At 38.1% G+C, this 23917-nt stretch carries 19 protein-coding genes and 1 pseudogene; 14 read left to right on the top strand and 6 right to left on the bottom strand.

Annotated elements, in window-relative coordinates:
• Positions 1–191 precede the first annotated feature (191 nt).
• From ACFQIC_RS03980 to ACFQIC_RS03955, 6 genes are all read left to right on the top strand, one after another.
• On the top strand, positions 192–1682 hold the full coding sequence (locus ACFQIC_RS03980) for an aldehyde dehydrogenase family protein (protein ID WP_204708883.1): 1491 nt from the start codon (positions 192–194) through the stop codon (positions 1680–1682).
• A 65-nt stretch (positions 1683–1747) separates the two neighbouring features.
• A complete protein-coding gene (dapA, locus tag ACFQIC_RS03975; protein ID WP_204708884.1) occupies positions 1748–2650 on the top strand; it encodes a 4-hydroxy-tetrahydrodipicolinate synthase in 903 nt (300 codons plus the stop codon).
• Between the two features lie 49 nt (positions 2651–2699).
• Entirely contained in the window at positions 2700–4091 is a 1392-nt protein-coding gene (locus ACFQIC_RS03970) for a flavin monoamine oxidase family protein (protein ID WP_204708885.1), read from the top strand.
• Positions 4092–4442: 351 nt separating this feature from the next.
• A complete protein-coding gene (locus ACFQIC_RS03965; RefSeq protein ID WP_204708886.1) occupies positions 4443–6029 on the top strand; it encodes a BCCT family transporter in 1587 nt (528 codons plus the stop codon).
• Positions 6030–6097: 68 nt separating this feature from the next.
• Positions 6098–7027, top strand: coding sequence for a DMT family transporter (locus ACFQIC_RS03960; RefSeq protein WP_204708887.1), 930 nt, complete (start codon positions 6098–6100; stop codon positions 7025–7027).
• Between the two features lie 173 nt (positions 7028–7200).
• Positions 7201–8067 carry a MurR/RpiR family transcriptional regulator gene (locus ACFQIC_RS03955; RefSeq protein WP_204708888.1) on the top strand — a complete coding sequence of 289 codons (867 nt, stop codon included), beginning with the start codon at positions 7201–7203 and terminating at the stop codon, positions 8065–8067.
• 528 nt (positions 8068–8595) lie between these two features.
• Here the strand turns inward: ACFQIC_RS03955 and ACFQIC_RS03950 are convergent.
• Complete coding sequence (locus ACFQIC_RS03950) at positions 8596–9147, bottom strand: cysteine hydrolase family protein (RefSeq protein WP_204708904.1); 552 nt, start codon at positions 9145–9147, stop codon at positions 8596–8598.
• A 113-nt stretch (positions 9148–9260) separates the two neighbouring features.
• Here ACFQIC_RS03950 and ACFQIC_RS03945 point away from each other — a divergent pair, with 113 nt between their 5' ends.
• Positions 9261–9701 (top strand): Lrp/AsnC family transcriptional regulator, encoded by a 441-nt coding sequence (locus ACFQIC_RS03945; protein ID WP_204708889.1) that lies wholly within the window; start codon positions 9261–9263, stop codon positions 9699–9701.
• A gap of 407 nt (positions 9702–10108) precedes the next feature.
• Here the strand turns inward: ACFQIC_RS03945 and ACFQIC_RS03940 are convergent, their stop codons facing one another.
• Both ACFQIC_RS03940 and ACFQIC_RS03935 read right to left on the bottom strand, forming a co-directional pair.
• A complete protein-coding gene (locus ACFQIC_RS03940; RefSeq protein ID WP_390216955.1) occupies positions 10109–10231 on the bottom strand; it encodes a hypothetical protein in 123 nt (40 codons plus the stop codon).
• 1083 nt (positions 10232–11314) lie between these two features.
• Positions 11315–11437 carry a hypothetical protein gene (locus tag ACFQIC_RS03935; protein WP_390216954.1) on the bottom strand — a complete coding sequence of 41 codons (123 nt, stop codon included), beginning with the start codon at positions 11435–11437 and terminating at the stop codon, positions 11315–11317.
• 283 nt (positions 11438–11720) lie between these two features.
• On the opposite strand from ACFQIC_RS03935, the gene ACFQIC_RS03930 reads away from it, so the two are divergent.
• Together ACFQIC_RS03930 and ACFQIC_RS03925 are read left to right on the top strand one after the other, a co-directional pair.
• On the top strand, positions 11721–12035 hold the full coding sequence (locus ACFQIC_RS03930; protein ID WP_204708890.1) for a hypothetical protein: 315 nt from the start codon (positions 11721–11723) through the stop codon (positions 12033–12035).
• Positions 12036–12347: 312 nt separating this feature from the next.
• A pseudogene (locus ACFQIC_RS03925) lies at positions 12348–12443 on the top strand (aldehyde dehydrogenase family protein); the annotation flags it as partial.
• A gap of 94 nt (positions 12444–12537) precedes the next feature.
• On the opposite strand, the gene ACFQIC_RS03920 reads toward ACFQIC_RS03925, so the two are convergent.
• On the bottom strand, positions 12538–13614 hold the full coding sequence (locus ACFQIC_RS03920) for a YkvI family membrane protein (RefSeq protein ID WP_204708891.1): 1077 nt from the start codon (positions 13612–13614) through the stop codon (positions 12538–12540).
• Between the two features lie 239 nt (positions 13615–13853).
• Between ACFQIC_RS03920 and ACFQIC_RS03915 the strand changes: the two genes are divergently transcribed.
• The 3 genes from ACFQIC_RS03915 (at position 13854) to alr (ending at position 17517) form a co-directional block, all read left to right on the top strand.
• Positions 13854–15104 carry a PucR family transcriptional regulator gene (locus ACFQIC_RS03915; RefSeq protein WP_204708892.1) on the top strand — a complete coding sequence of 417 codons (1251 nt, stop codon included), beginning with the start codon at positions 13854–13856 and terminating at the stop codon, positions 15102–15104.
• Positions 15105–15207: 103 nt separating this feature from the next.
• Positions 15208–16338 (top strand): alanine dehydrogenase, encoded by a 1131-nt coding sequence (gene ald, locus ACFQIC_RS03910; RefSeq protein ID WP_204708893.1) that lies wholly within the window; start codon positions 15208–15210, stop codon positions 16336–16338.
• A gap of 60 nt (positions 16339–16398) precedes the next feature.
• Positions 16399–17517: an alanine racemase gene (gene alr / locus ACFQIC_RS03905; RefSeq protein WP_204708894.1), complete on the top strand. Its 1119-nt coding sequence runs from the start codon at positions 16399–16401 to the stop codon at positions 17515–17517.
• A 951-nt stretch (positions 17518–18468) separates the two neighbouring features.
• On the opposite strand, the gene ACFQIC_RS03900 is transcribed toward alr, so the two are convergent.
• Complete coding sequence (locus ACFQIC_RS03900; protein ID WP_204708895.1) at positions 18469–18714, bottom strand: DUF45 domain-containing protein; 246 nt, start codon at positions 18712–18714, stop codon at positions 18469–18471.
• A 414-nt stretch (positions 18715–19128) separates the two neighbouring features.
• Complete coding sequence (locus ACFQIC_RS03895) at positions 19129–20130, bottom strand: tRNA dihydrouridine synthase (protein WP_204708896.1); 1002 nt, start codon at positions 20128–20130, stop codon at positions 19129–19131.
• Between the two features lie 493 nt (positions 20131–20623).
• On the opposite strand from ACFQIC_RS03895, the gene ACFQIC_RS03890 reads away from it, so the two are divergent.
• Positions 20624–21772: a hypothetical protein gene (locus ACFQIC_RS03890; RefSeq protein WP_204708897.1), complete on the top strand. Its 1149-nt coding sequence runs from the start codon at positions 20624–20626 to the stop codon at positions 21770–21772.
• A 254-nt stretch (positions 21773–22026) separates the two neighbouring features.
• Entirely contained in the window at positions 22027–23046 is a 1020-nt protein-coding gene (locus tag ACFQIC_RS03885; RefSeq protein WP_204708898.1) for an HNH endonuclease, read from the top strand.
• The last annotated feature ends 871 nt before the right edge of the window (positions 23047–23917 follow it).

The following is a 23917-nucleotide window of genomic DNA, read 5'->3' as shown; positions in this document are numbered from 1 at the left end:
ATCATATTAAAGTGATTCTATTTTTTTACATAAAATTATATAGATGTTATGAATTTTGTGTAAATGAATGATTTTATTCCGTTTTAAAATAAAAGGTTTACATTAATTCACATGTTTGATATATTAAATTCAAACAAGTAGAAAAATTCTGTTTTTTTAAAATTCAAGGGTGAACATAGGAGGAAATACTAATGAAAGCAACTGGTTACGAATTAAAACCCAAGGTAAAAGAGTTCTTGGAAGGGAATATAGGTCTCTACATTAATGGAGAATACGTACAAGCGGTCAATGGAAAAACATTTGATGTTATTGACCCTGCAACTGAAGAAACAATTGCCCAAGTTAGTGAAGCACAAACGGAGGATGTTGATACTGCCGTGAGAGCTGCAAGAAGAGCCTTTGATAATGGTGAATGGTCAAAAATGAAAGCGTTTCAAAGGTCGCGTCTCATCTACAAGTTCGCAGATCTTCTAGAAGAAAATCGTGAAGAGCTTGCACAACTAGAGGCCCTTGATAACGGTAAACCCTATAAAGTTGCATTAACAGATGATGTTGATGGATCCATCGAACACTTCAGATACTATTCGGGTTTCGCAACCAAAATTCAAGGAAAAACAACACAAGTTTCGCCAGAATATTTGAATTATACTGAGCACGAACCTGTTGGGGTGGTAGGTCAAATTATTCCATGGAATTTCCCTCTTTTGATGGCTGCTTGGAAGCTCGGGTCTGCTCTAGCTGTTGGCTGTACAGTTGTGATTAAGCCTGCAAGTGAAACACCGCTTTCATTACTTTATGTAGCTAAACTTTTCCAAGAAGCTGGTTTTCCTGACGGTGTGGTCAACATCATTCCTGGATCGGGTCGAAAAGCTGGTGAAGCTATTGTTACTCATCATTTAGTTGACAAAGTATCTTTCACTGGATCCACAGATGTTGGAAAAGAGGTAATGAAAAAATCTGCAGATCAAATCAAAAACGTTACTCTCGAGTTAGGTGGTAAGTCCCCAACAATTACTTTAGATGACGCAAACATAACAGAAGCTATAGAAGGGGCATTTAACGGTACGATGTATAACCATGGACAGAATTGTAGTGCCTGTACACGAGTTTATGTGCACCGTAAACATTATAATCAAGTAGTTCAAGAATTGGCAGAACATGTAGGCATGGTTAAATTAGGTGCAGGAATGGATTCAGAAACAGACATGGGGCCACTTGTTTCAGAAAAGCAAAAACAATCTGTTCTTGGCTATATCGAGCAAGGAAAAGAAGAAGGTGCACGTCTTGTAGTGGGAGGCGAAGAAGCATTTAATAAAGGGTATTTTGTCAAACCAACAATTTTTGCGGATGTAGAAGATGACATGACTATTGCACGAGAAGAAATCTTTGGACCAGTAATGTCGGTTTTCGTTTTTGATACCGTAGAAGAGGTTATTGAAAGAGCAAATGATAGCAATTATGGCTTAGCGGCTAGTATTTGGACAGAAAATATAAAAACTGGCCACTATATTGCCCGTAAACTACAAGCAGGGACCGTTTGGATTAATGATGTTGGACTTGAATGGGAGACAATGCCATTCGGCGGATACAAACAATCTGGCATTGGACGTGAAATGGGTGGAGAGTATGGATTGGAGAATTACACAGAAGTGAAAAGTGTGTATGTGAATATTAAACAATAACAGACCTGAAAAATCATGAAACCGGTAGAAAATTCATTTAATTTAAATTTTTGAGGAGGATCTATATGTATAAACCTTTCGGAATGATTCCAGCTTTACCTACACCTATGAAAGAAGATAATAGTATTGACTATAAAGGTATTGAACAACTTATCCAACATTTAATAGATGGAGGAATGAACTGTCTTTTAGTGGGAGGAAGTAATGGAGAATACTCACTAATGAGCATGGAAGAACGAAGAGAAGTAATTAAATTTGTGTGTGAAACATCAAAAGGTAGAATACCTGTTATGGCGGGTACAGGATGTCACCGAACAGAAGAAACAATTGAACTTACGAAATACGCAGCTGAAGTTGGGGCAGATTGTGCCTTGGTAATAAATCCATATTATATGCCAACAAGTAGACAAGGAATTATTGATCATTACAAGGCAGTAGCAGAAAACTCTACCATTGGGATCGTAATCTATCATTATCCAGATGCTACAGGTGTTGAACTTGATCCAGAACTAATTCATGAAATAAGTCAAATAGATGGAATTGTTGGTATTAAAAATACTGCTGATGGCGAGCATACTTCTAAACTTATTGCATTAACAAAAGAAAATCCAAACTTCGCGGTACTTACTGGATTTGAGCATTTAATTTTACCTACCTTAGCCTTAGGAGGACATGGTGCTGTTGGAGTAGCCCACAACTTGGCTCCGAGAAAAATAGCAAAACTATATGATTTAATCGTAAATGAAAACAACTTAAAAGAAGCAACTAAATTAAATCAGGAACTGCTCGACCTATATAATGCTATTGAAGAAGAAACTGTTCCGGGAACAGTAAAGGCAGGCTTGGAAGCACTAGGATTACCAGGAGGCTCAAGTAGATTGCCACTAGTGCCTGCTTCCGATAAGTTTAAGTCAAAGATTGAAACAATATTGATTGAATTAGGGGAAGTAAGGTTGAAACAACATTAATTGAATTGAATTAGGAGAATTATAAATATACAAGAGGGAGGGAGATCCAATGAAAGATGTAATTATCATAGGCGGCGGACTTGCTGGTTTGTCTGCTGCCTGGCGTCTTAAACACCATGATATTTTACTTTTAGAATCTGATGATCGTGTTGGTGGAAGGGTGCGTTCTGAACGTCGAGGAGATTATTGGTTGAATTGGGGCGGGCATGTATATGCTGGAGCTGGTTCAGCTACAGATGAATTATTTAAATCTGTAGGAATAACTGCATTACCTGTGCCTGGCACTTTATCTGCAATGTTTTTGAATGGAAAATTGCTTTTAGGTGGCCGAGTTGAACTGTATCCATTTAGGGTCCCTATGTCATGGAAATCTAGATTTGCTCTACTGTGGGCAGGGGCTAAAGTGCGTGCAGCTGTTATGAAATATGGCAGAGTAGCAAAAAGACGTCCAGCAGAGGACTATAAAGCTTATCAACAACGAGTTTTAGAATTTATGAATGATCAAACTTTCACTGATTTTTCAGGTGTATTACCAGAAGATGCTGATGCGATTTTTAGACCTACAGTTAGCCGATCTACTGGAGATCCTGAACAAATATCTGCGGGGGCAGGTGTAGGTTATTTCCACATGATATGGAATAAAGGTGAAGGGCTGACGAGAAATATTGTTGGGGGTCCATCAACGTTTACGAATACTATGGCAACAACATTAGGCGAACAAGTTCAACTAAAAGCAAAAGTATTAGAAGTTATTCAGAAAGAAGACTCGGTTGTTGTCCACTATATTCAAGATGGCGTGAAGCATGTGGAGGAAGCACGTTATGCAGTCCTCGCGACTCCTGCCCCTATTACAAAAAAAATAGCGGTGAACATTGATCCGGAAATCGCAAACGCTCTTGATCAGGTGAGCTACGGTCCACATGTTAGTGCAGCATTTTTAACAAATGAAACAGAACCTCAAGTTTGGGATGATGTATATGCTTTTGCTACGCCTAAAAGGTCATTCGATGTTCTTATCCATAGTTCTAACCTAGTGCATTCCTTTTCAAAGGAACGAAAGCCAGGAAGTAGTTTTATGACTTTTTCACCAGCTGATCGTGGTCGCCAGCTTCTAGATAAAACTGATGAGGAAATTATTCAAATATATTTGAAAGATTTAAATGAAATATTTCCTGGCTTTAGTGATCATGTAGTTGAAGCTCATGTAAATAAATTTCCATTAGGGTCAGCTTATGTTTACCCAGGGCGTGCAAAAATACAACCAATTTTAACAAAATCTGCGGGTCGATTGTTCTTAGCAGGTGACTATTTAGGTACCCTTTATACTGAAACAGCTATTCAAACGGGGGTTAATGCAGCACAAAATATTAATAGCTTACTGGAATTCGGGCTTCTTGAATCTCAAAAAGAAAAGGAAGTCAAGGCTGTGGTTTCTAATTAGTTAAGTGATTTTGTTGAGTAAAGCAGTAAAAGTTTCTACACCCCTTACCCTCTTATTTCTATTAGAAAAAACATTATAATTAAATTGTAAGCGTTGCCATTACTGTGTTTGAGGAACTTATCTCTCACTTTTGCCATTGTATTACATTAGAATTGTAGATAAGATTATTAATTAAATAGTGTTAGACTGTATTTTAAACTCTATCACCTAAAAGTTTCAGGCATCCCCTCATAAAACTACATCATTGATTATAAATGACGAGGTTTAATGAGGGTTTTCGATCAATATAATCAACAAGAATATTAAACTCGTTATTAGATTGATAGAATATAAGGAGGGAGATGAAGTTGTATGAGAAAAAATGAAAAAACATATAGCCTTTATAAGGCCGTATTTATCCCAGCTATAATTATCCTTACGGTAGAAATTATTTTCGGTATGTTTTTTACAGAAAATTTTGGTGCAGTCCTGAATAATACTATTTATTGGGTAGGAGATAATTTTGGTTGGTGGATTAATATTTTAGCTATATTGGCCATTATTTTTGCAGTTTGTTTCGTAATTTTTAAGTATGGGGATGTTCGTATCGGAGGCGAGGATGCAAAGCCGGAGTACACTACCTGGCAATGGGTATCCATCACCACCTGTGGAGGAATAGGAGTTGGCTTGCTGTTCTGGGCCATGGGAGAGCCTATTTACCACTTTATGACACCTCCTGTAGCTCCCGGTGTAGAGGCCGGTTCCCGGGAGGCTGCAATTTTCGCAGTTAGTCAAACAATGTTTAACTGGTCCTTCGTTCAGTACAGCATGTATGCTTTTTGCGGTCTCGCATTCGCTCTGCTAACTTATAATTCCAAGAAGAGTCTTTCCTTTGGTTCACTTGTAGAACATAGTTTCAATCGTAAGATTCCTTGGCTGACCACTATAGTCCAGGTATTCGCTGTTTTTGCTCTTGCTAGTGGAGTTTCCAACTCCATGGGTGCTGGTCTTCTTCAGATAGGTGCCGGTATTGAAAGTGTATTTCATATACCACAAGGGAATATGGTCTGGTTGCTTATCGCGGTTTTTGTTGGAGCATTTTTTATTATTTCCTCTGTTACGGGTATCTCTAAGGGATTGACGAAAGTTTCATCCATCACCATGGTACTATTATTTTTCTTGTTAGGATATGCGCTTATTTTCGGAGACGCTCGGTTTATCAGTAAAATCAGTACTGAAGCTATTGGTAATCTCATGGATAATTTCTGGAGCAAGATTACTTATAATAATACGATGGCTCCCCAGGATTCGTGGCCGAGTGAGTGGACGATTACTTACTGGAACGCCTTTATAATTTTTGCTCCCGTTATAGGAATGTTTTTGGCTCGCCTAGGAAAAGGGCGAACTGTACGCCAATTTTTGTTGTTTAACATTCTTGTACCGTCTACCTTTTGTATCATCTGGATTGGGGTTTTTTCCGGTATGATTATGAAAGCGCAGTCTTCTGGCCTAGTAGATGTTTGGGCTGCTGTACAGGAGTTAGGAATGCAGACTACAATTTACCAGGTTCTTGGTAGTATGCCAGGCGGTACTTTCATTCAAATCGTTTTCCTTGTAACCGTTATTTGTTCCTTTGTAACACTGGCCGATCCTATGAGCTCTGTACTCGCTACTCTGTGTGTTCATGACCAGCAGATTGATGATGAACCACCTACCAAGGTGAAAATTTTAATGGGAAGTATTGTAACTACAGTCTCTTACCTTCTAGTCGCTTCTGGAGGCTCTGATTCCGTTAAGGGTCTGTTGAATATAGGAGGATTATTGATGACGATTCCAATGTTGTGGTTGTTCCTTGAAAACTTCCGCATTAGTGGCAATCTGCTGAAGAAAAAGAATTACCTTGGGGAGCTTCCTAAGGAGAGCTCTACACTAAGCCAAAAAATTAAAAAGGCTAAATAGGGAAACTTATATGCCTTAATACTGATAGGAGTACCCAGATGACTTAAATTAGCGCTGGAGTGGATGCTATGAAAAAAAGAATATTAAATCTTAGAGTTTACCTTGTCACAATCGCTGGCGCGGCATGTTGGGGACTAATTGGTTTATTTATTGCTCCATTGTATGCTCATGGCTTTACACCATGGGACGTAGTTGCCATTCGAGGAATTTTTTCCTTTGTTATTCTCATTCTAATTATGACTATATTTTATCGTGACCAGTTACGCACCAGATTTAAAGATCACTTTTATTTCGGTGGTGCAGGAATTTTTAGTATTGCGTTTTTTTATTATTTTTACTTTGAAGTCTTTTCTCAATCAAGTTTATCCCTTGCAGTAACACTGTTATATACGGGGCCACTGTTTGTAACCATTCTTTCACGATTTATTTTTAAAGAATCTTTGACTATTCGTAAAAGCTTAGCACTTGCTCTTGCTATTACAGGTTGTGCATTTGTTGTAGGTCTACTCCCATTAGGGCAAGAAAGTATTTCTATGAATACATTTTTTCTTGGGATTCTATCTGGATTTTGTTATGCGTTGTACAGTATTTTCAGTAAGCCTCTAACAAAACGGTATTCTTCATTGACAATAACCACGTACACATTTCTCTATACAAGTATTTTCATGTTATTAACAAGTGAAACAATAAGAAAGGTTGATCAATTTCAATATGTAGATGTTTGGTTGTCAGCGTTATTGTTATCGTTAGTAGGAACAGTTGCAGCTTTTGTTTTGTACACTTCAGGACTAAAGCACTTAGAAGCTAGTAAGGCATCCATTTTAGCTACGATAGAACCAATTGTTGCCGTATTAACTGGAGTACTTTTTCTAGGAGAATATCTACGAGCCTGGCAAGTGTTAGGAATTGCATTAGTTTTGTATTCAGCAATTCTGGTTGCAGAGAAACGGAGTAAGGTTAAGAAAACCGTTGACTTGAAACAGTATGAAATTCATTGATTGTCTTAATAATCAAAGTAAACTGAACAACTATTGGAACACCGGTATTTGACTCTTCTATATTGGACAGGATCCATGTAGGAAAACGTAACTTTTGATTGGTTCATCCTCAGTAATGAGATATAATATACTCATATGAGATACCTGTCGCCAGAAGGTGAAAGGAGATTCAAATGAGCTCAGATGACCAATCATTAATTACTGAAATTATTAATATTAAGGATTCCCTACCGAAAAAACAAAGACAACTATGTGATTATATCTTGAAGAATTATCAATCGATAGGATTGATAACTGTTAAAGGGCTAGCAGATAATGCTAACGTTGGAGTTTCAACCGTTATGCGTGCGATAAATGCACTAGGGTATAACAACTTTAATGATTTTCGAAAAGATATCTTTAATGAATCATTGCCTGCTGATTCAAAATGGACATTAAAGAAGTCATTTTCAGAAATCCCAAATAAAGAAGAGAGTACTCCAACTATAATACAAGTTTGGAAGGAATCAATGAACATACTGGATAAATCATTAGACTCAAACTTAGTAGAAAATTTTGAAACTGTAATTGACGTTATTAGTCATTCAAGTCAGCTTAATGTTTTAGGTGCTAGACCCTATAAGGCCATGGCTTTATATCTTGAACAGTTGCTTGGAGAATTTTATTCTAAGATAAGACAATTAAGCCATGATACCGAAGTACTATTTGATAAAATATTACAATTTGACAAAGATGAAGTTTTACTTGTTTTTGCTTTTGAGCCCTACACTAATCGAATTATACAAGCAGCTATGTTGGTCCATCAACTGGGTGTCAAGATAATATTGATAACAGATCATGTTTCTTGTCCTATTATTCGATACGCATCCGTAACATTAAAAGTAGAAGTAAGTGAAAAACAATTTTCTGTGGTACCAATTATTACATTGATAGAGGCATTAGTTATTGAAATTGGGAAACGTTCCTCTGAAGAATCAATTGAAAAGTTGAAAAAACTAGAAAGAACGCTTATTGAAAATAATGTAACTTATTCGTACTAAGACTCTGTAATACGTTAAGTCAGAAACCAATCCTACACTTGTGGGGTTGATCCTCTTTTTGGAGATTCGCCTTGGAAAATTATTTGGGTGTTGATACAAACTAAAATATTGGCAGTTCTTTAGGATTATGGCATGATTAGTTAACTATTTTTATCTCGTATTGATTTAATTCAGGGCGTCCTGCCTAAAAACCGCTTGAGCCTAATTAAGGTTCAAGCGGTTTTTTGAGGCTGGGCCAGAGAAAAATTGCAGTAGAAATAGCTATTGCAAGCTTATTTCCTTTCTTGAAGTTATTGGAAAAGGAAATTATCCTATGAAGAAAAACACGTTTTATAAAAAATGAAGGATATGAAGGAGTAAAGAGTATGTAGCTTATTGAAATGCTCTTTTTATCACGGGTCATGTTATGAAAATGACTTTTTGGGGGAAATGGTGGTAAAATCTACAGATGCTATCTTTACCCAATTACGTGTACAAACATCAACAAAAGGAGATTGTTGTTTTTAACAATCTCCTAATTGAATTTAATTAATTTTTTTTCAGGAAATCCCCGGCTGAAATTACATTGGCATACATTCCGTTAAGAGCACTGACAAATGAATAATGAACCTGTTCTGCTGGGACGACCTTATCTTGATAAGATAAGTCCATGGTCGCACAAGCATCTTCAATAAGTGTAGTTTCAAAGCCTAGCTCCACTGCAGATCTGACTGTTGCATCAATACACATATGTGTCATCATGCCTACAATCACAAGCTTGGTCACACCGTTTTCTCTTAATTTGTTTTCTAATTCAGTCTTGAAGAAGCTGTTAGGTGTATGTTTTATGATAAGGCTTTCTTGTTCTATTGGTAATACAGCCTCATTAATTTTTACTCCCTCAGTATTTGGAAGAAAGAAGCCTAACCCTTCATCATTTGCGATATGCTGGACATGAAAAATATTATCTTTGTTATTCTGTCTAAACCATTCAAGAATTTCACCTGCATTATCGGCTGCTTTTACGGGATTGAATAACTCCATTTTTCCGTTTGGGAAATAGTCGTTTTGAATATCAATAATAATTAAAGCAGTGCTCATTTTTTTCACCTCATTAAAGTATTTAATATAATGATAAATTATAATTTGATTTTTATCGATACTTTGATGAAACACTTCTATATCAATTAATTTCATGTTGAAAGGATTTTTTTATGGAACTTGATAACATTGATTTTCAGATCCTTCGGTTACTATTCGAAAATTCACGTGTTCAATGGAAATACTTAGGAGAACAAATTCATATGACGGGTCAAGCAGTAGGGAATCGTATTAATAAACTTGAGGAAAATGGTGTAATTAAAGCCTACTCTCTAATAGTAGATGAAATGAAATTAGGACTTCCCTATACGGCGTTTGTCATTATGCATATGAAAACAGCAAATCATGATTCGTTTATTGGTTTTATTAATGATCGGAAAGAGGTAGTAGAAGCTCACAGAATATCTGGCGAAGGCTGTTATCTATTAAAAATAAAAATTAAATCCCAAGAAGAATTGAATCATTTACTCAATAACCTTCTCGAACATGGAAATTATAGTTTAAACCTATCTATAAAAGAGATAAAACAACGCCATCCTTTGACAGCTACATAAATAACCTTATGTAGGGGTACCGCCAGCAAAACGCGGAAAACGTACGCTAAGAAAAATTCGACACAGAAAAAGCCGATCTCCGTACGTTAAGAGGAGTCGGCTATTTTTTAATTAATGCTCAAGGGGTGCAGTCATAAGCTTAGTCCCTCCTCAACGCCATATACGTTTGAAAAACTATAATAATTCTGTTTCTTTTAGGAGCCACAAGTTCGCAAGATTTGGCGAAAGGGTAGAATGAAAAGGGAAGGGACAATGGGATTGTCACCTTCCCTTTCATTTATTAGTTTCAGTTTCTTAATCATACCACCAGAGCTAATGAAAACCATTCCTTTTTAGACAACAAAACCATCCCCATAATATGTATTTAAATAAGTAGTGGGGGAAGGGGGTTACACCCTAAACCCTTTTTACATCATAAAAAATCTAATAATCTCTGCCCCTAAAGTTAGCCAAGGAAGTATGTCTGTGGTGTTGATTTTAGGGAGGTCAGGTAATTTAATATCTATGTTAATATCAACCTTAATCTTCATCCATTTCCTCCTCTATACTTTGCTAAATCTATTTTACCTAATTACCTAATTGCTAATGAAGTGCACAGATCAGTATATTAAAGCCTTACCTTTTATTCTAAGCACAACTCAGGTGTTATACAATTGGTTTTAAAGTGCTATTATATTATGTCTTTAAGATTCATATATTCAACTTCAACCAAGTAAATGTCTACTTATTTTATATTATGCCTAATTTCTCCAAAATTATTCCCATATCTGTATAAAATATCTAAAGTTGAGTAGACTTGATTTGGGTAAGCAAAATTTGACATTACATAGTTCGAATCTAAGTTTTTTTGTGAGCTCCAGCTACTAAGAGTTATGGGATGTCTGCTTTTTTTGAAATAATTTTTAAACGTAAAAAGACTAAGGCGATGAATACTAATTGCCTTAGTCTTTTACTTATAAAACCTTAATAATGTTAATTTGTAAGTTATTATTATGTTGCCTGCTAAAGTGTTCATAGAGCGGGAATCAGGCATTTCCAATGAGAGGAGTGATTGCATACGGATGTCTTGAATTCAAATCTTAAAGTAAAGGGGGGCGTTTCTATAATATTCTTTTTATCATTATTCGGCATTTGGAGGTTGATTTTAATGGTTTATAGAAAGCACTATTGGGATGAACGTTTTAAAGAAGGAAAGATTTGGGGAACCTCACCATAGAGGGTGGGTATTTAGTAAAAGTCAGAAAAAAATAACTGATTATTACATAATTATCTTTTAATTTTAAAGGGCATTCTGCTAATATAATCAGAATAGAGAGGGAAGGAATACTTGAATACTTTTATTAGTGACCTCCCCAGGAAACCTAATTGGTGTAAAAGCTTCCTCTTTCTCTACCCAACCGAGACTCTATGGATAGGCGTCATTCACCTAGGCAGGATAGCGGACTTTTGTAGATTTAAAAAAACGATCTATACATTCTCTATCTGATAGAGCATCCTTACCTTCAACAATAATCAGGAGTTCCCGGTTTTTTAATGTTAAAATATATGAAACAAGCTTTGTGAATCTAGTTACTTCACATGTCATTTCATCATTAAACAAGTATATATTACTTTTAACTGTTCGACATAGTTGATAAAACTCCAGCATCCTGTCGATAGTAAATGATTGGAAGGAAACCTTCCATGACAATATATGCTTCATTCTTTATCCCCTCTTCACTCATACTAATAATCACTCATCCTAATGAATTATAACCCAAGATGTAAGCGCATTCAATTAGTTTTCTGAATACTCATGTATTTAAGGGGTAGGATCGCATTGCTGAGTAACTATGAACAATTGAATAAAGGCAAATACCTGTATCGTATGTACTAAACATTTTGTATTGAGTCACGTGTAATCGTTCATTACTGATGATGCCGAAAACTTTTTTGTGGCTTTATTGGAAATAATTAGAATGTTAGAAGGAATACAGAAAGTAATGAAGAATAAAGTAGACAATGAAGGAGGATTTAATAATGGACTTGGATAAAAATATGATTGGAACTTTAGGGCTTCATCAATTATCCGTATTATCTCTAATTGACCAAGGAAAATCAGAAACTTTAGAAGATATTAATATACAATTGGAAAATAAGAAGGTCTTTGACTACTTAGAAAAAAAGTATGGAGACAACACGCAAGCTTTTGATTTTGTTAATAGAGATCAAGTTCATGATCTGCTTTTCGATATATATTGTGCCTTAGAAGGTAGAGAACAGAGGAAAATGTGGGTATCAAATAACGGTCTTTGTGTTTTAGCGGGGTACATTAACACTATTATGATGAACTAAGTTAAAACAAAATAAAATTTGCATTTGATGAAGGCCATCCCGTTGATGTAGCGTGATCAATGAGATGATTATTCGTCCAACCACTCAAGAACTCTAAAAGAGAACTTTGTAATAAGGCAGACTCCCCTTAATATATGGGTTAGGAGGAGGATGAAACACTCAATTTCATCAAAATTTTATAAGAACACCAAATTTTTTATAAGTACTGAGGATGCTCTTTAGATGGTCTTTGACTTTCTGGAAGCATCTTTTTCTATTATTCAGTTTCACTAGTATAAATTTCAATCGCGGTCCCCATATCTTTATAACACCCAAACGGTCCCTGCCTCCAATAGAAATAAACGTATCCTTGTTCAGAAACAGCCTGTTGGAGTCATAGCTACTATTCCCTCTTGGAATTTCCCTGCGACGAACCATACCATAAGTAAAAAATAACATTCGTGACGGGGGCCGGCAACGAAACAATGAAAAAAGGCCACCAATGTAAAGGTGACCTTTTGGTTTATGCAGATAAGCGTTCTTCTTTCTTTTGTTCTTTTTTCAACCGGAACGGCGCTGTAACCAAAGCTAAGATCAGGAACAGCCCCATATATCCAATCAAAGGATAAAAGAACGCGACAAGTTCTGTAAACCCTACAAAGCTGAGACCGAAAGCCACAACTCCAGTGATAAGCACAAATTTCTTGTGCTTGCTTGTCCCGACTTCTGTATAACGAGCAGCAAAAGAGAAGAACATGCCGACTGCTGTATTGAAGACCATCCCGAACAAAACAATCGAATAGAATATTCCTAATACCGGGGATAGGTCATTGACGAGAGCAAGGGTCGGCATATCATAAGCAGCTACAGTATCGACTTTCGAGAAAATCGCCAAATGACTGAGAACAATCATGATTCCGAGTCCTAGACCTCCAAGTAACCCGCCAAGAGCCGAAGTCCGCTCATCCTTCTCATTACCTCCCATCAGCAAGGACATGGATGCACCCACTGCCACATTAAAGGAGACGTAATTAATAGCGGAGAAAAACCAATTCGATAAGGCTGAAGGCTGGTCGACTGCTACAGGATTCAAATCATTGAAGGACTGGTCCATGGTAAACAGGCTATAGATGGCTATGATTATCACTGTAAAAATTAAAAACGGGGTAATGCTGCCAATGACTTTGACTACTTTGTCCACGTTCATCATCACGGTTGCGATAACGAGAACGCTCATAATAATAACACCTACTAGCGGAGACATACCGAATTGTTGACTTGGAATGGATCCTGCTCCTGCAATCATGACAACTCCGACACCGAACAAGGTCAGAATGATGACATAATCAACAACTAACGCGAAATATTTGTGTCCACTCACTCTGTATACCGCTTCCTTATGCGAGGTGGCCTGTGTCCTTGTGCCGAGTTTGACCAGCATCATCCCCATATAGGCGAACAAAGCGGTTGAGATAATCGTCCCAATCGTACCTAAGTATCCGAAACTCGTGAAGTATTGTAGAATTTCCTGTCCCGATGCAAAGCCAGCACCGACGATAATCCCTATAAAAGCGCTTGCAATTTTAAGTGCTTTTGTCATGAATTGATCCTCCTTATGTTGTACTGTGATGTCTTTGAGTCTTCCACTTTAATTTAACGCTTTCATATGGAAGGAACTTCTTTACTTTATCATGAATGCGTTTTCAATGATTTGGCGGAATCTACAAATCCACTTCTTCATATTCGTTCAATCAAACAAAGATTTCAATAGGGAAAATGGATTGTGTATGTTAGAAACAATGATAATATAAGGGTATTCACATCATAAGGAGTATCACTATGAAACATTCATCACATAAGACATATTCGTATAAAGATGTCATAGATTCCCCCGAGGGGCTAGCGGATAGCATTGCGGAAATCTTAGCATGTCCGGTTACCATTGAAGATGCTAATCACCATATTGTCTCCTACAGTAAGCATGAGAAGAATGTGGATAATGCACGGACAGCGACGATCATGAGACGGAAAGTACCTGAGCATGTTATTAATGGGTTATGGAAACAAGGTAGTATGGCTAAGCTTTTTGAAAGTGACGAGCCAATCGTCGTTCATAAAATTGACACCATCGGCCTTGGTGATCGCCTGGCCATATCTGTTCGCAAAGACAATGAAATTCTTGGCTTTATATGGGCTCAAACAAATGACCTCTCGGTGACGTCCGGACATTTGGAAGAAATGAAGGAAGCTGCCCAGTCGGTCAGCCATCATTTACTTAGACAGCAAGCTAAAAAGAAAAAGACGGACGAAAACAGCAAAGATTTTTTTTGGCAGCTACTGACAGGCTCCCTGAAAAATCCAGCTGAGATTAAACGAATGGCAAAAAAGTATCATATGAACTTGCAGGGCCAACTTTGTGTAGCGGTTTTCGAGTTCACAGAAGAAATGAGTCAAGCTGTTGAACGGCACGCGTATTATTTAACGGAAACCCTCCATCAAACACGAATTGTGCACCGGATATTCGATGGCCAACAGCTCATCCTTCTTTTTCGAACTGATAATAAAGAGGATGCGAATGAGATGAAACAAGCGTTCATTCGTGAATTCACACAAAAAATGAAAGAACGTCTTCACTTTGAAGATTTAAAAGGGGCTTTCGGGTTGGTCTATGACTCGCCAACATTAATCAGCGACAGCTATAAGCAGGCGCTGAAAGTCCTGGAATTGAAGGAGCAGTATTCCACGGGGCTCCATCATGTGGACAACTACCAGGATCTGGGTGTCTATCAATTCATTAATGAACTGGCTGCTCTTCAAAAAAAGGAAAATTACAAAAATGATGCTCTCACCCATCTCAAGACATACGATGAATGTCAAAACTCTATGTTGCTTGAGACACTGAAAGTCTTTCTTGAAAAAAACAGTAATGTCCACCAAGCAGCTGCTCATATGCATATTCATACAAATACACTGAACTACCGCTTAAAACGGATCAAGGAAATCGGAAACATCGACTTCAAAGATGTGAACCAAAAAACAATGCTTTATTTAGATTTATTGATTTATGAGAACGAACAGGAGGATTTGTGATTTTACACAACTCCTCCTATTTATTTTTTCACTTTCACCTAAACAAAATTGTCAACAGGCGAGCTATACTTTTCTTACATTCAATTTGAAAGGTGGACTCCCCATGATTATCGGAATTCCAAGAGAAATTAAAAATAATGAAAACCGCGTAGCCATTACGCCTTCAGGTGTCGTCAACCTCATCCATGCAGGTCACAAGATTCGTATCGAAACACAAGCAGGTGCTGGAAGTAATTTTACAGACGAAGAATATCGCGATGCTGGTGCTGAGATTGTTGAAACCTCTTCCGATATCTGGTCCAATTCTGAAATGGTCATGAAAGTTAAAGAACCTCTTCCATCTGAATACGGGTACTTCCGGAAAGGACTTGTTTTGTTTACGTACCTTCACCTTGCAGCAGAGCCTGAACTGACAAAGGCATTAGTAGAGAATGAAGTGACGGCGATCGCTTATGAAACGGTTGCTGTCGATCATAAATTGCCACTTCTTACTCCAATGAGTGAAGTAGCCGGGCGCATGGCTACACAGGTGGGCGCGCAATTCCTTGAAAAATCATTCGGTGGAAAAGGGATCTTGTTAAGCGGCGTTCCTGGAGTTTCACGTGGAAAAGTCGTCATCATTGGCGGAGGAATCGTTGGAACCAACGCAGCAAAAATTGCTATCGGACTTGGTGCTCACGTGACCATCGTGGACCTGAACCCTAATCGTCTTCGCGAGTTGGACGACCAATTCGGTGCGGACATCCAAACATTGATGTCCAATCCATTAAACCTTGCAGAAGCCGTCAAAGAGGCGGACATGGTCATCGGGGCTGTATTGATCCCAGGAGCCAGAGCGCCAAAACTAGTAACGGAAGATATGGTCAAAGAAATGAAAGAAGGCTCTGTCATCGTTGATGTGGCGATAGACCAGGGAGGTAACTTTGAAACAGTCGATCATATAACGACGCACGATGATCCGATTTACGAAAAACACGACGTTCTTCATTATGCGGTCGCAAACATCCCGGGGGCGGTGCCACGCACATCTACTATCGCTCTGACAAATGTAACAATTCCTTACGCTCTGCAAATTGCTTCTAAAGGAGTGAACAAAGCAGTTGAGGAAAATAAAGCGATTGAAGCAGGAGTGAACACGGTGAATGGTCACTTGACGTATGAAGCTGTAGCCCGTGATCTCGGTTATGAGTACAAACCTGTTCGAGAAGCATTTCAGTCATTGGCACACGTATAATTTAACCTGCTCCTCCACAATGATGGGGGAGCTTTTATTTATAGAGAGGAGAGAATCATCATGACCAACTACCGCCCCACATGGGCCGAAATTTCCCTTGAAGCTCTCACACAAAATGTAAAAGCGTTCAAAGATTATATTGATAAGGAATGTCAGTTGATGGGGGTGGTCAAAGCAGATGCATATGGCCATGGACTTGTCCCGTGTGCAGAATCAATGGTCAAGGCAGGGGCCAACCGTTTAGGTGTTGCTATTATGGAAGAAGCTATTGAATTAAGAAAAGCAGGCCTGGAAGTACCGATTCTTGTTTTTGGCTATACCCCTAAAGAAGTGGTTCATGAAGCCGTTGATTATGACCTAACTTTGACTGTGTTTACAGAGGAAATCATAGAAGATGTGATTCACGCGGCAGAAGAGAAGCAGAAGCAGGTGAACATACATATCAAAGTCGATAGCGGCATGCATCGAATCGGACTTAAGAAGGGGGGAGATATCCTTCAAATTTTAGAAAAAAATTCATCGCCTTATGTTCATGTAGAAGGGATTTTCACACATTTTTCTGATGCGGATGATGAAGACCCCGCTTATACAGAACAGCAATTTCACCACTTCTTATCTGTTGTGGAAGAGGTGGAAAACGTACATGGGAAAATTCCCATCACCCACTGTTGTAATAGTGCAGCAACAATAGCCTTCCCTCCTATGCACATGGACATGGTAAGAGTGGGAGTCAGCTTGTATGGTCTTTATCCTGGGGAACATATGAAAAAATTAATCTCGCTTCAACAAGTGATGAGCCTAAAAACGAAACCTATCATGATTAAAACGGTCTATCCCGGTGAGCCTATCAGCTACGGAAGATCCTATGAACCAGAGCAGCCAATAGAAGTGGCAACCGTTCCAATCGGATACGGAGACGGGCTCCCCCGATCTCTTTCCAATCAAGGCCATGTAGTCATCAACGGCCAAAGGTCCCCTATCGTAGGGAAAGTGTGTATGGACCAAACGATGATTGATGTAAGTTCCGTGGTGAAATCTAGCAGAAATGCTGTCTACACCTTCTTTGGAGATCCTAAAGAAGAACATATTTCTCTTCAAGAGGTCGCTGATCAACTCCAGACCATCCATTACGAAATCACATGCCAAATTAGCCAACGTGTACCAAGGAAATACGTGTAGCACCACCAAATATTACCGTTACCATGTATTACATTGATTTAAAGTTAAGGCGGTTGATGTGCTTCCGTTAAGTGAATAAATCTGAGGGGGGACAGGCAACCAGCAAAACGATAAGAAATGAGTTTCATTTAGTGGAAGACCAGTTGATAAAAAGTAGGTCGCCTCAATCACCCCTCTATTTTTCTGGGAAATTTTGTCTAGTTTCAATCCCACAATTAAAAAATTAAACTTCAATTGATACCATATGATAAGGAATTTTTTTAATAAGTGTAAATGTCTTAGGGCATAGATTAAACGAAAATATTGTTGAGGAATCTATTACATCTACTGAGATTCTACATTCATAGCAATGGCTATAATAAAATCTCTTCCTAATAAGCATCATTTCTTCTTTGAAAGAATTCACCAATTTGAACAAGCCACTCTATAATTATTGGAAAATCGAATAACAAGTGGAGGCTCGACAACCGAACTTTTTTGTGCCTGGTTTTTGACTGGGTACCGTTCATAAATACTGAGGTGTTATTTAATAAGAGGGAAGGCTTTCCCAGTAGGAACAGGGATTATAAGGGTTTTTCAACATTCATTATTATCTAATATTCTGCACAGAGAATGGGCGGCATCATGTAACCTTTCCTCGGTGGGAGACCATTGTATAAATAAGGAATTAGAATTTGTAGGTCTAAAGGGTGAAACAAAAGGTTATCCTAATATCAGATGTTCAAATCCAATGAAGAGGGTGGGAACTATAAACATTCACATCATAAGCGATAGCAAGAACACCATGACAATAGCTTTATCAGGAGTGAAAGGTCGTATGTTTATTATTGCAGGTAAGCCAGAATTGATGTGGAAAAAGCTCACCAGGTTAAGAGATAAAAGCAAAATAACATGAAAGTTTCTGTATGATAAGGCATCCTTAGGGTGTCTTTTTTATTTGGGTGATCAACATTAAATATGTCTTGGGGAACGACGTTGCTTCGGAGTTTCAAAGGAAAAATACCAATCTTCTCTAAGCTTGGTTATGATCCAAGGGGATTTCTTTTTGATCAATTCGTTAACTTTAGCATCTTCAAGGTTTTCAGGGGAGTAAACTTCAATCCCATTGACTAAATCTACTGATATTTTAATGTCCTTACGATTTTGTGGATAATGAATGTAATGGATGTCTGTTGTTCCATAGTTGAGTAGAGGCAATCTTATCACGTTCTTTCTTGTTTTATGTGCCTTTAATCATAATAGCATCTTGTTAAGATAAATAAAGTTCAATAATTTAGATTGATGAGAGAAGGCAGGTGTTTTATTGGATAGAGATCATGTTTTGTTAACTGGAATTATGGCAAATTATTATCGTTTTTTTTAATTTAAGAAATTCAAAAAATGATACATTTATTAACTTCTCATTCAGAACACCACATCCAGCTGACGCTCCCTAATCAACATATGATCAAGGAATTCACTTTTGTTGTCGGTTTCAGGAAAGCTCATACAAGCAGCAATCTTCCATAAACCGTAAGGACACCCTCCATAAAAAAAGAGAGAAAAGCACGAACGGCTCTTCTCTCCTGTAGATATCCAAAATTTATTCGGTTCTATTGAAAGGGGCTTTACCTAAGAAACAGAAAAACCTTCCTGTTCCGTCACCCCTCCATGTTCTTCTGCGAACTCATCAAGCAGGGCACGTACTTCATCGGTGGAGTGTGTGCTCATCAGTCTATTCCTCAACTCACTCGCCCCTCGGAATCCGCGGACGTAAATCTTAAAGAAGCGGCGGAGCGGTTTGAAGACCCGAGGCTCAAGTTCGTCGGAATACTTATCATGAAGATCGATCTGCAGTCGCAGGAGGTCGAGCAGTTCTTCACTGGTATGCTCTTTCTTCTCTGTTTCGAAAGCAAATGGGTTATGGAAAATCCCCCGTCCGATCATCACTCCGTCCACGCCATATTTTTCTACGAGTTCAAGTCCCTTCTGACGGTCAGGGATATCACCGTTGATTGTCAGAAGCGTATCAGGGGCTACTTCGTCACGAAGTTTCTTAATCTCCGGAATCAGCTCCCAGTGAGCATCGAAATTACTCATTTCTTTTTTCGTACGGAGATGGATGGAAAGGTTGGCAATATCCTGTTCCAGGAGATGCTTCAGCCAGTGGCGCCATTCCTCCACTTCCGTATAACCAAGACGGGTTTTCACACTGACGGGCAGTCCCCCCGCTTTGGATGCCTGGATAATCTCCGCTGCAACATCCGGACGGCGAATCAGTCCGCATCCTTTTCCATTCGCTGCAACATTCTGCACAGGACACCCCATATTAATATCCACGCCACGATAGCCCATTTCGGCCATACCAATACTCATTTGGCGGAAGTTTTCAGGCTTGTCTCCCCAAATATGGGCGACAATCGGCTGTTCATCTTCTGTGAACGTCAGACGACCTCGTACACTGTCTTTTCCTTGCGGGTGGCAGTAGCTTTCCGTATTCGTAAACTCTGTAAAAAACACGTCAGGTCTCGCTGCTTCACTCACGACATGGCGAAAAACGACATCCGTCACGGCTTCCATCGGTGCCAGAACAAAAAACGGCCGCGGCAGCTCATGCCAAAAATTATTTTTCATAATATATCTGAACCCTTTCCTTAAGGGAAAACATGTTCCCAAAATTTAAAAGTGAAATGTTTCGATTTTCTTATCCTTTACCAGTTATGCTGGATTTCAACCAGTATATACTTTAATGGTATCAAACGAAAAGTGCAAGAGAACGAATGGTCTTGTTTTAACGAAGATCCTCATTGAAACGAATCTTATATCCAAAAAAAGAGCCTATGCGATTAGGGCCTTTTTTTGATCATTCACAATCGCCGGGCTTGCATAGAGCTTCTATTTCTTCCATTTCCTTTCCATAATGGAGAAAAAGAGAAAGGATCAGCATAAGCTTTAGTATCAGAAAATGTCATTTTGAATATTGATGAGTACTGCTCCTATAAAAGTACTTTCTGATTGAGAAGGTTCTTTTGTGTTTTATCATGTATCAACAAATTAATTAACCATAATATGGTTATAATTAAACAGCATGAAGGACTACTTACAAACAAAAAAGGGAGGAAGGGCATTGAGGGTTATTCAAGGGACAATCGTGTTGTTTATTTTAGCTTTCTTAGCTGCGTGTGGGGGACAGGATGAAGCAAGTAAAGAGCAAGAGACAAAAGCAGATGAAAAAACTGAAGAAAAAGTAGAGGAGGAACCAGAAGCAAAGAAAGAAGAGGAACCAATAGATGATGAGCTATCGGAAGAAGAACTTATCGCTCCGTATACCGATAAACTAAATGAGTTAAAGATTGAGCCTCAAGGTATTTCTACTGGTGAGTGGAATATCAGCATGGAAGATAACATCCTTGTTGTAGGTGCAGATCCATCAGAGCAAAATCTCTGGGATATATTTGGTGTTTACGATAGTGGAGAAATGGAGCCATTGGTCAACTGGGCTAAGGAAGTCTATGTCATAGTAGATGAATTATCTAACAGAATCGATAAACCTTGGGATTTAAGTATTTCTCCAGCATGTGTAGCGCCCTATCCTAAAACATTACCTAATGAAGACCTGATGAATTGGTCCGGTTCTTGTGGATATGGCATCCCTGTACTTGAAGGTACCAGTAAAGAAGATCTAACTGTTATTCTTAATTACAAAGTATTTGGCGATAACCAAGAGGTGAGAGAAGCGGAAGCTCAAGAACCTGAAACTGAGGATGTTGTTAATCTGACAGTGACAGGACAATGGTACCATCCTACTTCACCAAATGACTACTATGAATTTCATGAGGACGGCTCCTTTGCATATAAAAGCGATGTTAGTGGATTTACTGGAGGAACCCACACCGTTTCTGGTTCACAAGTAGACCTTTCCCTTCCAGACGGCAGTTCACTTCAGGGTTTTGTTGATGGAGAAGCTATGGAAGTCGGCGGCTTGATTTTTTCTAAAGATCAACCTGCCGCTGAACCAGTTATGGAAGAAGCAGGTACTTCTGAATCAATTGTGGGTACCATTTGGGCTGATGTTGATGATTTTTCTGTTACTTTGGATTTTTACGAAGATGAATTTGTACTCTTCCAAGGAATGGATTATATATATTCCTCTAGTGGTCAGGATGTTCTCATCCGCTCTGGGGATGTTACTTTGGAGGGTGCAATTGAGGGGGAAGTCCTTTATTTGTACAATCCACTAGATCAAAGTACAAGCGAGTATATTAAAGTTAATTAAAATAGACACTTTCAAAGAGGGGGTGTTACGTTGCCTTAAAGGGTGAGGATCGTGGTGAAGTCCAATCGATATACTAAAAACTTCAAAAAAGAAGTGGTCCAGTATTATAATGACCACCCAGGACTTGGTTATCTTAGTCTGGCATAAATTTATGATCTCCCATTTAATGATTGGAAAAAATACTAAGGTTTAGTAATTTTTAATAGATTACATGTACAATAAATAATGAGTTATGTTTTAAGGGGGGCCGCTCAATGCCTAGTCCGATTAATATTTATAAAAACAACAAGCTTTTATTTGATGCAAAAAATATTCAAGAGGCAGCAAGGTTCCTAGCTGAGCAATATAATACTACAAAGGGTAAATATTATGATCACATTGAAAGAGGTTATGTATATAACATTCCTTACTATTTAGGGGAAGATGAATATCATTTTGTTGTACCTAAAGAAATTGCTACTATTCGTCGTAATGAACTTGAGGAAAGAGGACATAAAAATGCTCGCCGATTTTGGCTAGTACCAGCTAACCCAAATGATTATGACGTAGAGAGTGCATTCAGCTATTATGACACCATAGATTGGAAACGTTCTTATAATTATGAGAATGGCGATATATTGTTTATATATGTATCAGGTAATATTCAAAAAGTTCGTTATAAAGTTGAAGTTTTAGAAGGTGTAGTAGAGACCGGTGATATACCATATGATAAAAAGTTTTGGAATGATAATGAGAAATATGAAAAATCAAAGGAATATAATCATACTCGAATCCGATTAATAGATGAGGCTGATACTTCTGAATTATCTCTAGCTAAATTACGTAATTATGGTCTAAAAGGAAATATTCAAGGATCAATGAAACTTGCAGGAGAACTTCGTGATTACATCATGTCATTTTTTGAACATGACCTGACAGAAGGATACTTTCCAGAGGAAGTGCCTCATACATTAGAAGAAGGAAAGCGTAAAAAGATAAACGTAAATGTATATGAACGAAATCCGATTGCACGTAAGCAATGTATGGATTATTACGGTTGTCAATGTCAGGTATGTGATGTAAACTTTCAAGATTCATATGGGGAAGTTGGTAAGGATTTTATTCACGTTCATCACATTATACCTCTTCATGATATACAGCAAGACTATATTGTGAACCCCAAAAAAGATCTAATTCCTGTCTGCCCAAACTGTCATGCAATGCTTCATCGTAAAGAAAATGGTGTCTATTTATCTGTAGAACAGTTAAGAGAGCGCATTTTACATAAAAGATAAGGTAGATACCCTGGATTATAGGTTTTAAGATGATAGAGATGCGGGATGGATGGGTACGGTTTTTTTGCTTCCTCTCATCTGAGAAGTTAAGAGGCACGATTATCGTCTCCGTGCTTCGAGGGGGAGATTTATTCTTAGTAATGAATCAGGACAATGAAATTATTTTTTCCTTAACTGATTTCGGTCTAAATTTAAAATGCAATTACTGGGAACTATCCTAGCGGTTTACAATGTTTGAATTTTGGGGTGCCCACTTAGCTAAAGTTCACCGCTTTAAATAGATGAATTATTATGATTCCTTCAGTCGCGCTGAGAATAAGCAGAATCTCCACGAAAAGCCACTACCGCGAGAACGTCACATCTGGGGTCAGGTCTCTCATACTCAACAACCATCGATCTCTAATATCGTAGAAGGCCCTGACCCCACTTCTTATCCAGAAAACCACATTAATCTTAAGCTCCCAGCCCTACAAAAGATAAAGGAAATCGGTTTTAGGTGGCGTTGCCAGTTTCAAAACAAGAAGAACTGAATCCACTACGATCAATGTCAGCCAGGAGACGCAGGCTGGATTGACTACGTGGCAATGAATGAAAATGGAACGGTGATTTATGTACTTAGCTGTTTTTTGTTTTGACTTTGTTAATCATAATGACTTTCAGAAAGTAGACAAAATAGTAAATTCTCTGATCAATAGGAGGGAGGATAAATTCTATTAATTTATTTGGGAATCCTATTGCAATGTTTATTATTACATGGTATATTATTATTCTGTCATCATTTGAGGGCAGGCAAAGTTACAAACATTCTTTTGATCTTTGAAAACTGAACGAACCAACCAGTACGTCAATTATTCTTTCTATTATATAGAAG

It is taken from the genome of Halobacillus seohaensis, assembly GCF_042663045.1.
Taxonomy (GTDB): Bacteria; Bacillota; Bacilli; order Bacillales; family Halobacillaceae; genus Halobacillus_A; species Halobacillus_A seohaensis.
The sequence above is the reverse complement of the archived record's forward strand: the minus strand, read 5'-3'. Positions and strand labels throughout refer to the sequence as shown.

Coding starts and splice junctions, on each gene's coding strand:
- ACFQIC_RS03960 (WP_204708887.1), top strand. CDS start 6,098: ATGAAAAAAAGAATATTAAATCTTAGAGTTTACCTTGTCACAATCGCT.
- ACFQIC_RS03955 (WP_204708888.1), top strand. CDS start 7,201: ATGAGCTCAGATGACCAATCATTAATTACTGAAATTATTAATATTAAG.
- ACFQIC_RS03915 (WP_204708892.1), top strand. CDS start 13,854: ATGAAACATTCATCACATAAGACATATTCGTATAAAGATGTCATAGAT.
- alr (WP_204708894.1), top strand. CDS start 16,399: ATGACCAACTACCGCCCCACATGGGCCGAAATTTCCCTTGAAGCTCTC.
- ACFQIC_RS03940 (WP_390216955.1), bottom strand. CDS start 10,231: ATGAAGATTAAGGTTGATATTAACATAGATATTAAATTACCTGACCTC.
- ACFQIC_RS03930 (WP_204708890.1), top strand. CDS start 11,721: ATGGACTTGGATAAAAATATGATTGGAACTTTAGGGCTTCATCAATTA.
- dapA (WP_204708884.1), top strand. CDS start 1,748: ATGTATAAACCTTTCGGAATGATTCCAGCTTTACCTACACCTATGAAA.
- ACFQIC_RS03885 (WP_204708898.1), top strand. CDS start 22,027: ATGCCTAGTCCGATTAATATTTATAAAAACAACAAGCTTTTATTTGAT.
- ACFQIC_RS03965 (WP_204708886.1), top strand. CDS start 4,443: ATGAGAAAAAATGAAAAAACATATAGCCTTTATAAGGCCGTATTTATC.
- ACFQIC_RS03920 (WP_204708891.1), bottom strand. CDS start 13,614: ATGACAAAAGCACTTAAAATTGCAAGCGCTTTTATAGGGATTATCGTC.
- ald (WP_204708893.1), top strand. CDS start 15,208: ATGATTATCGGAATTCCAAGAGAAATTAAAAATAATGAAAACCGCGTA.
- ACFQIC_RS03980 (WP_204708883.1), top strand. CDS start 192: ATGAAAGCAACTGGTTACGAATTAAAACCCAAGGTAAAAGAGTTCTTG.
- ACFQIC_RS03970 (WP_204708885.1), top strand. CDS start 2,700: ATGAAAGATGTAATTATCATAGGCGGCGGACTTGCTGGTTTGTCTGCT.
- ACFQIC_RS03945 (WP_204708889.1), top strand. CDS start 9,261: ATGGAACTTGATAACATTGATTTTCAGATCCTTCGGTTACTATTCGAA.
- ACFQIC_RS03950 (WP_204708904.1), bottom strand. CDS start 9,147: ATGAGCACTGCTTTAATTATTATTGATATTCAAAACGACTATTTCCCA.
- ACFQIC_RS03895 (WP_204708896.1), bottom strand. CDS start 20,130: ATGAAAAATAATTTTTGGCATGAGCTGCCGCGGCCGTTTTTTGTTCTG.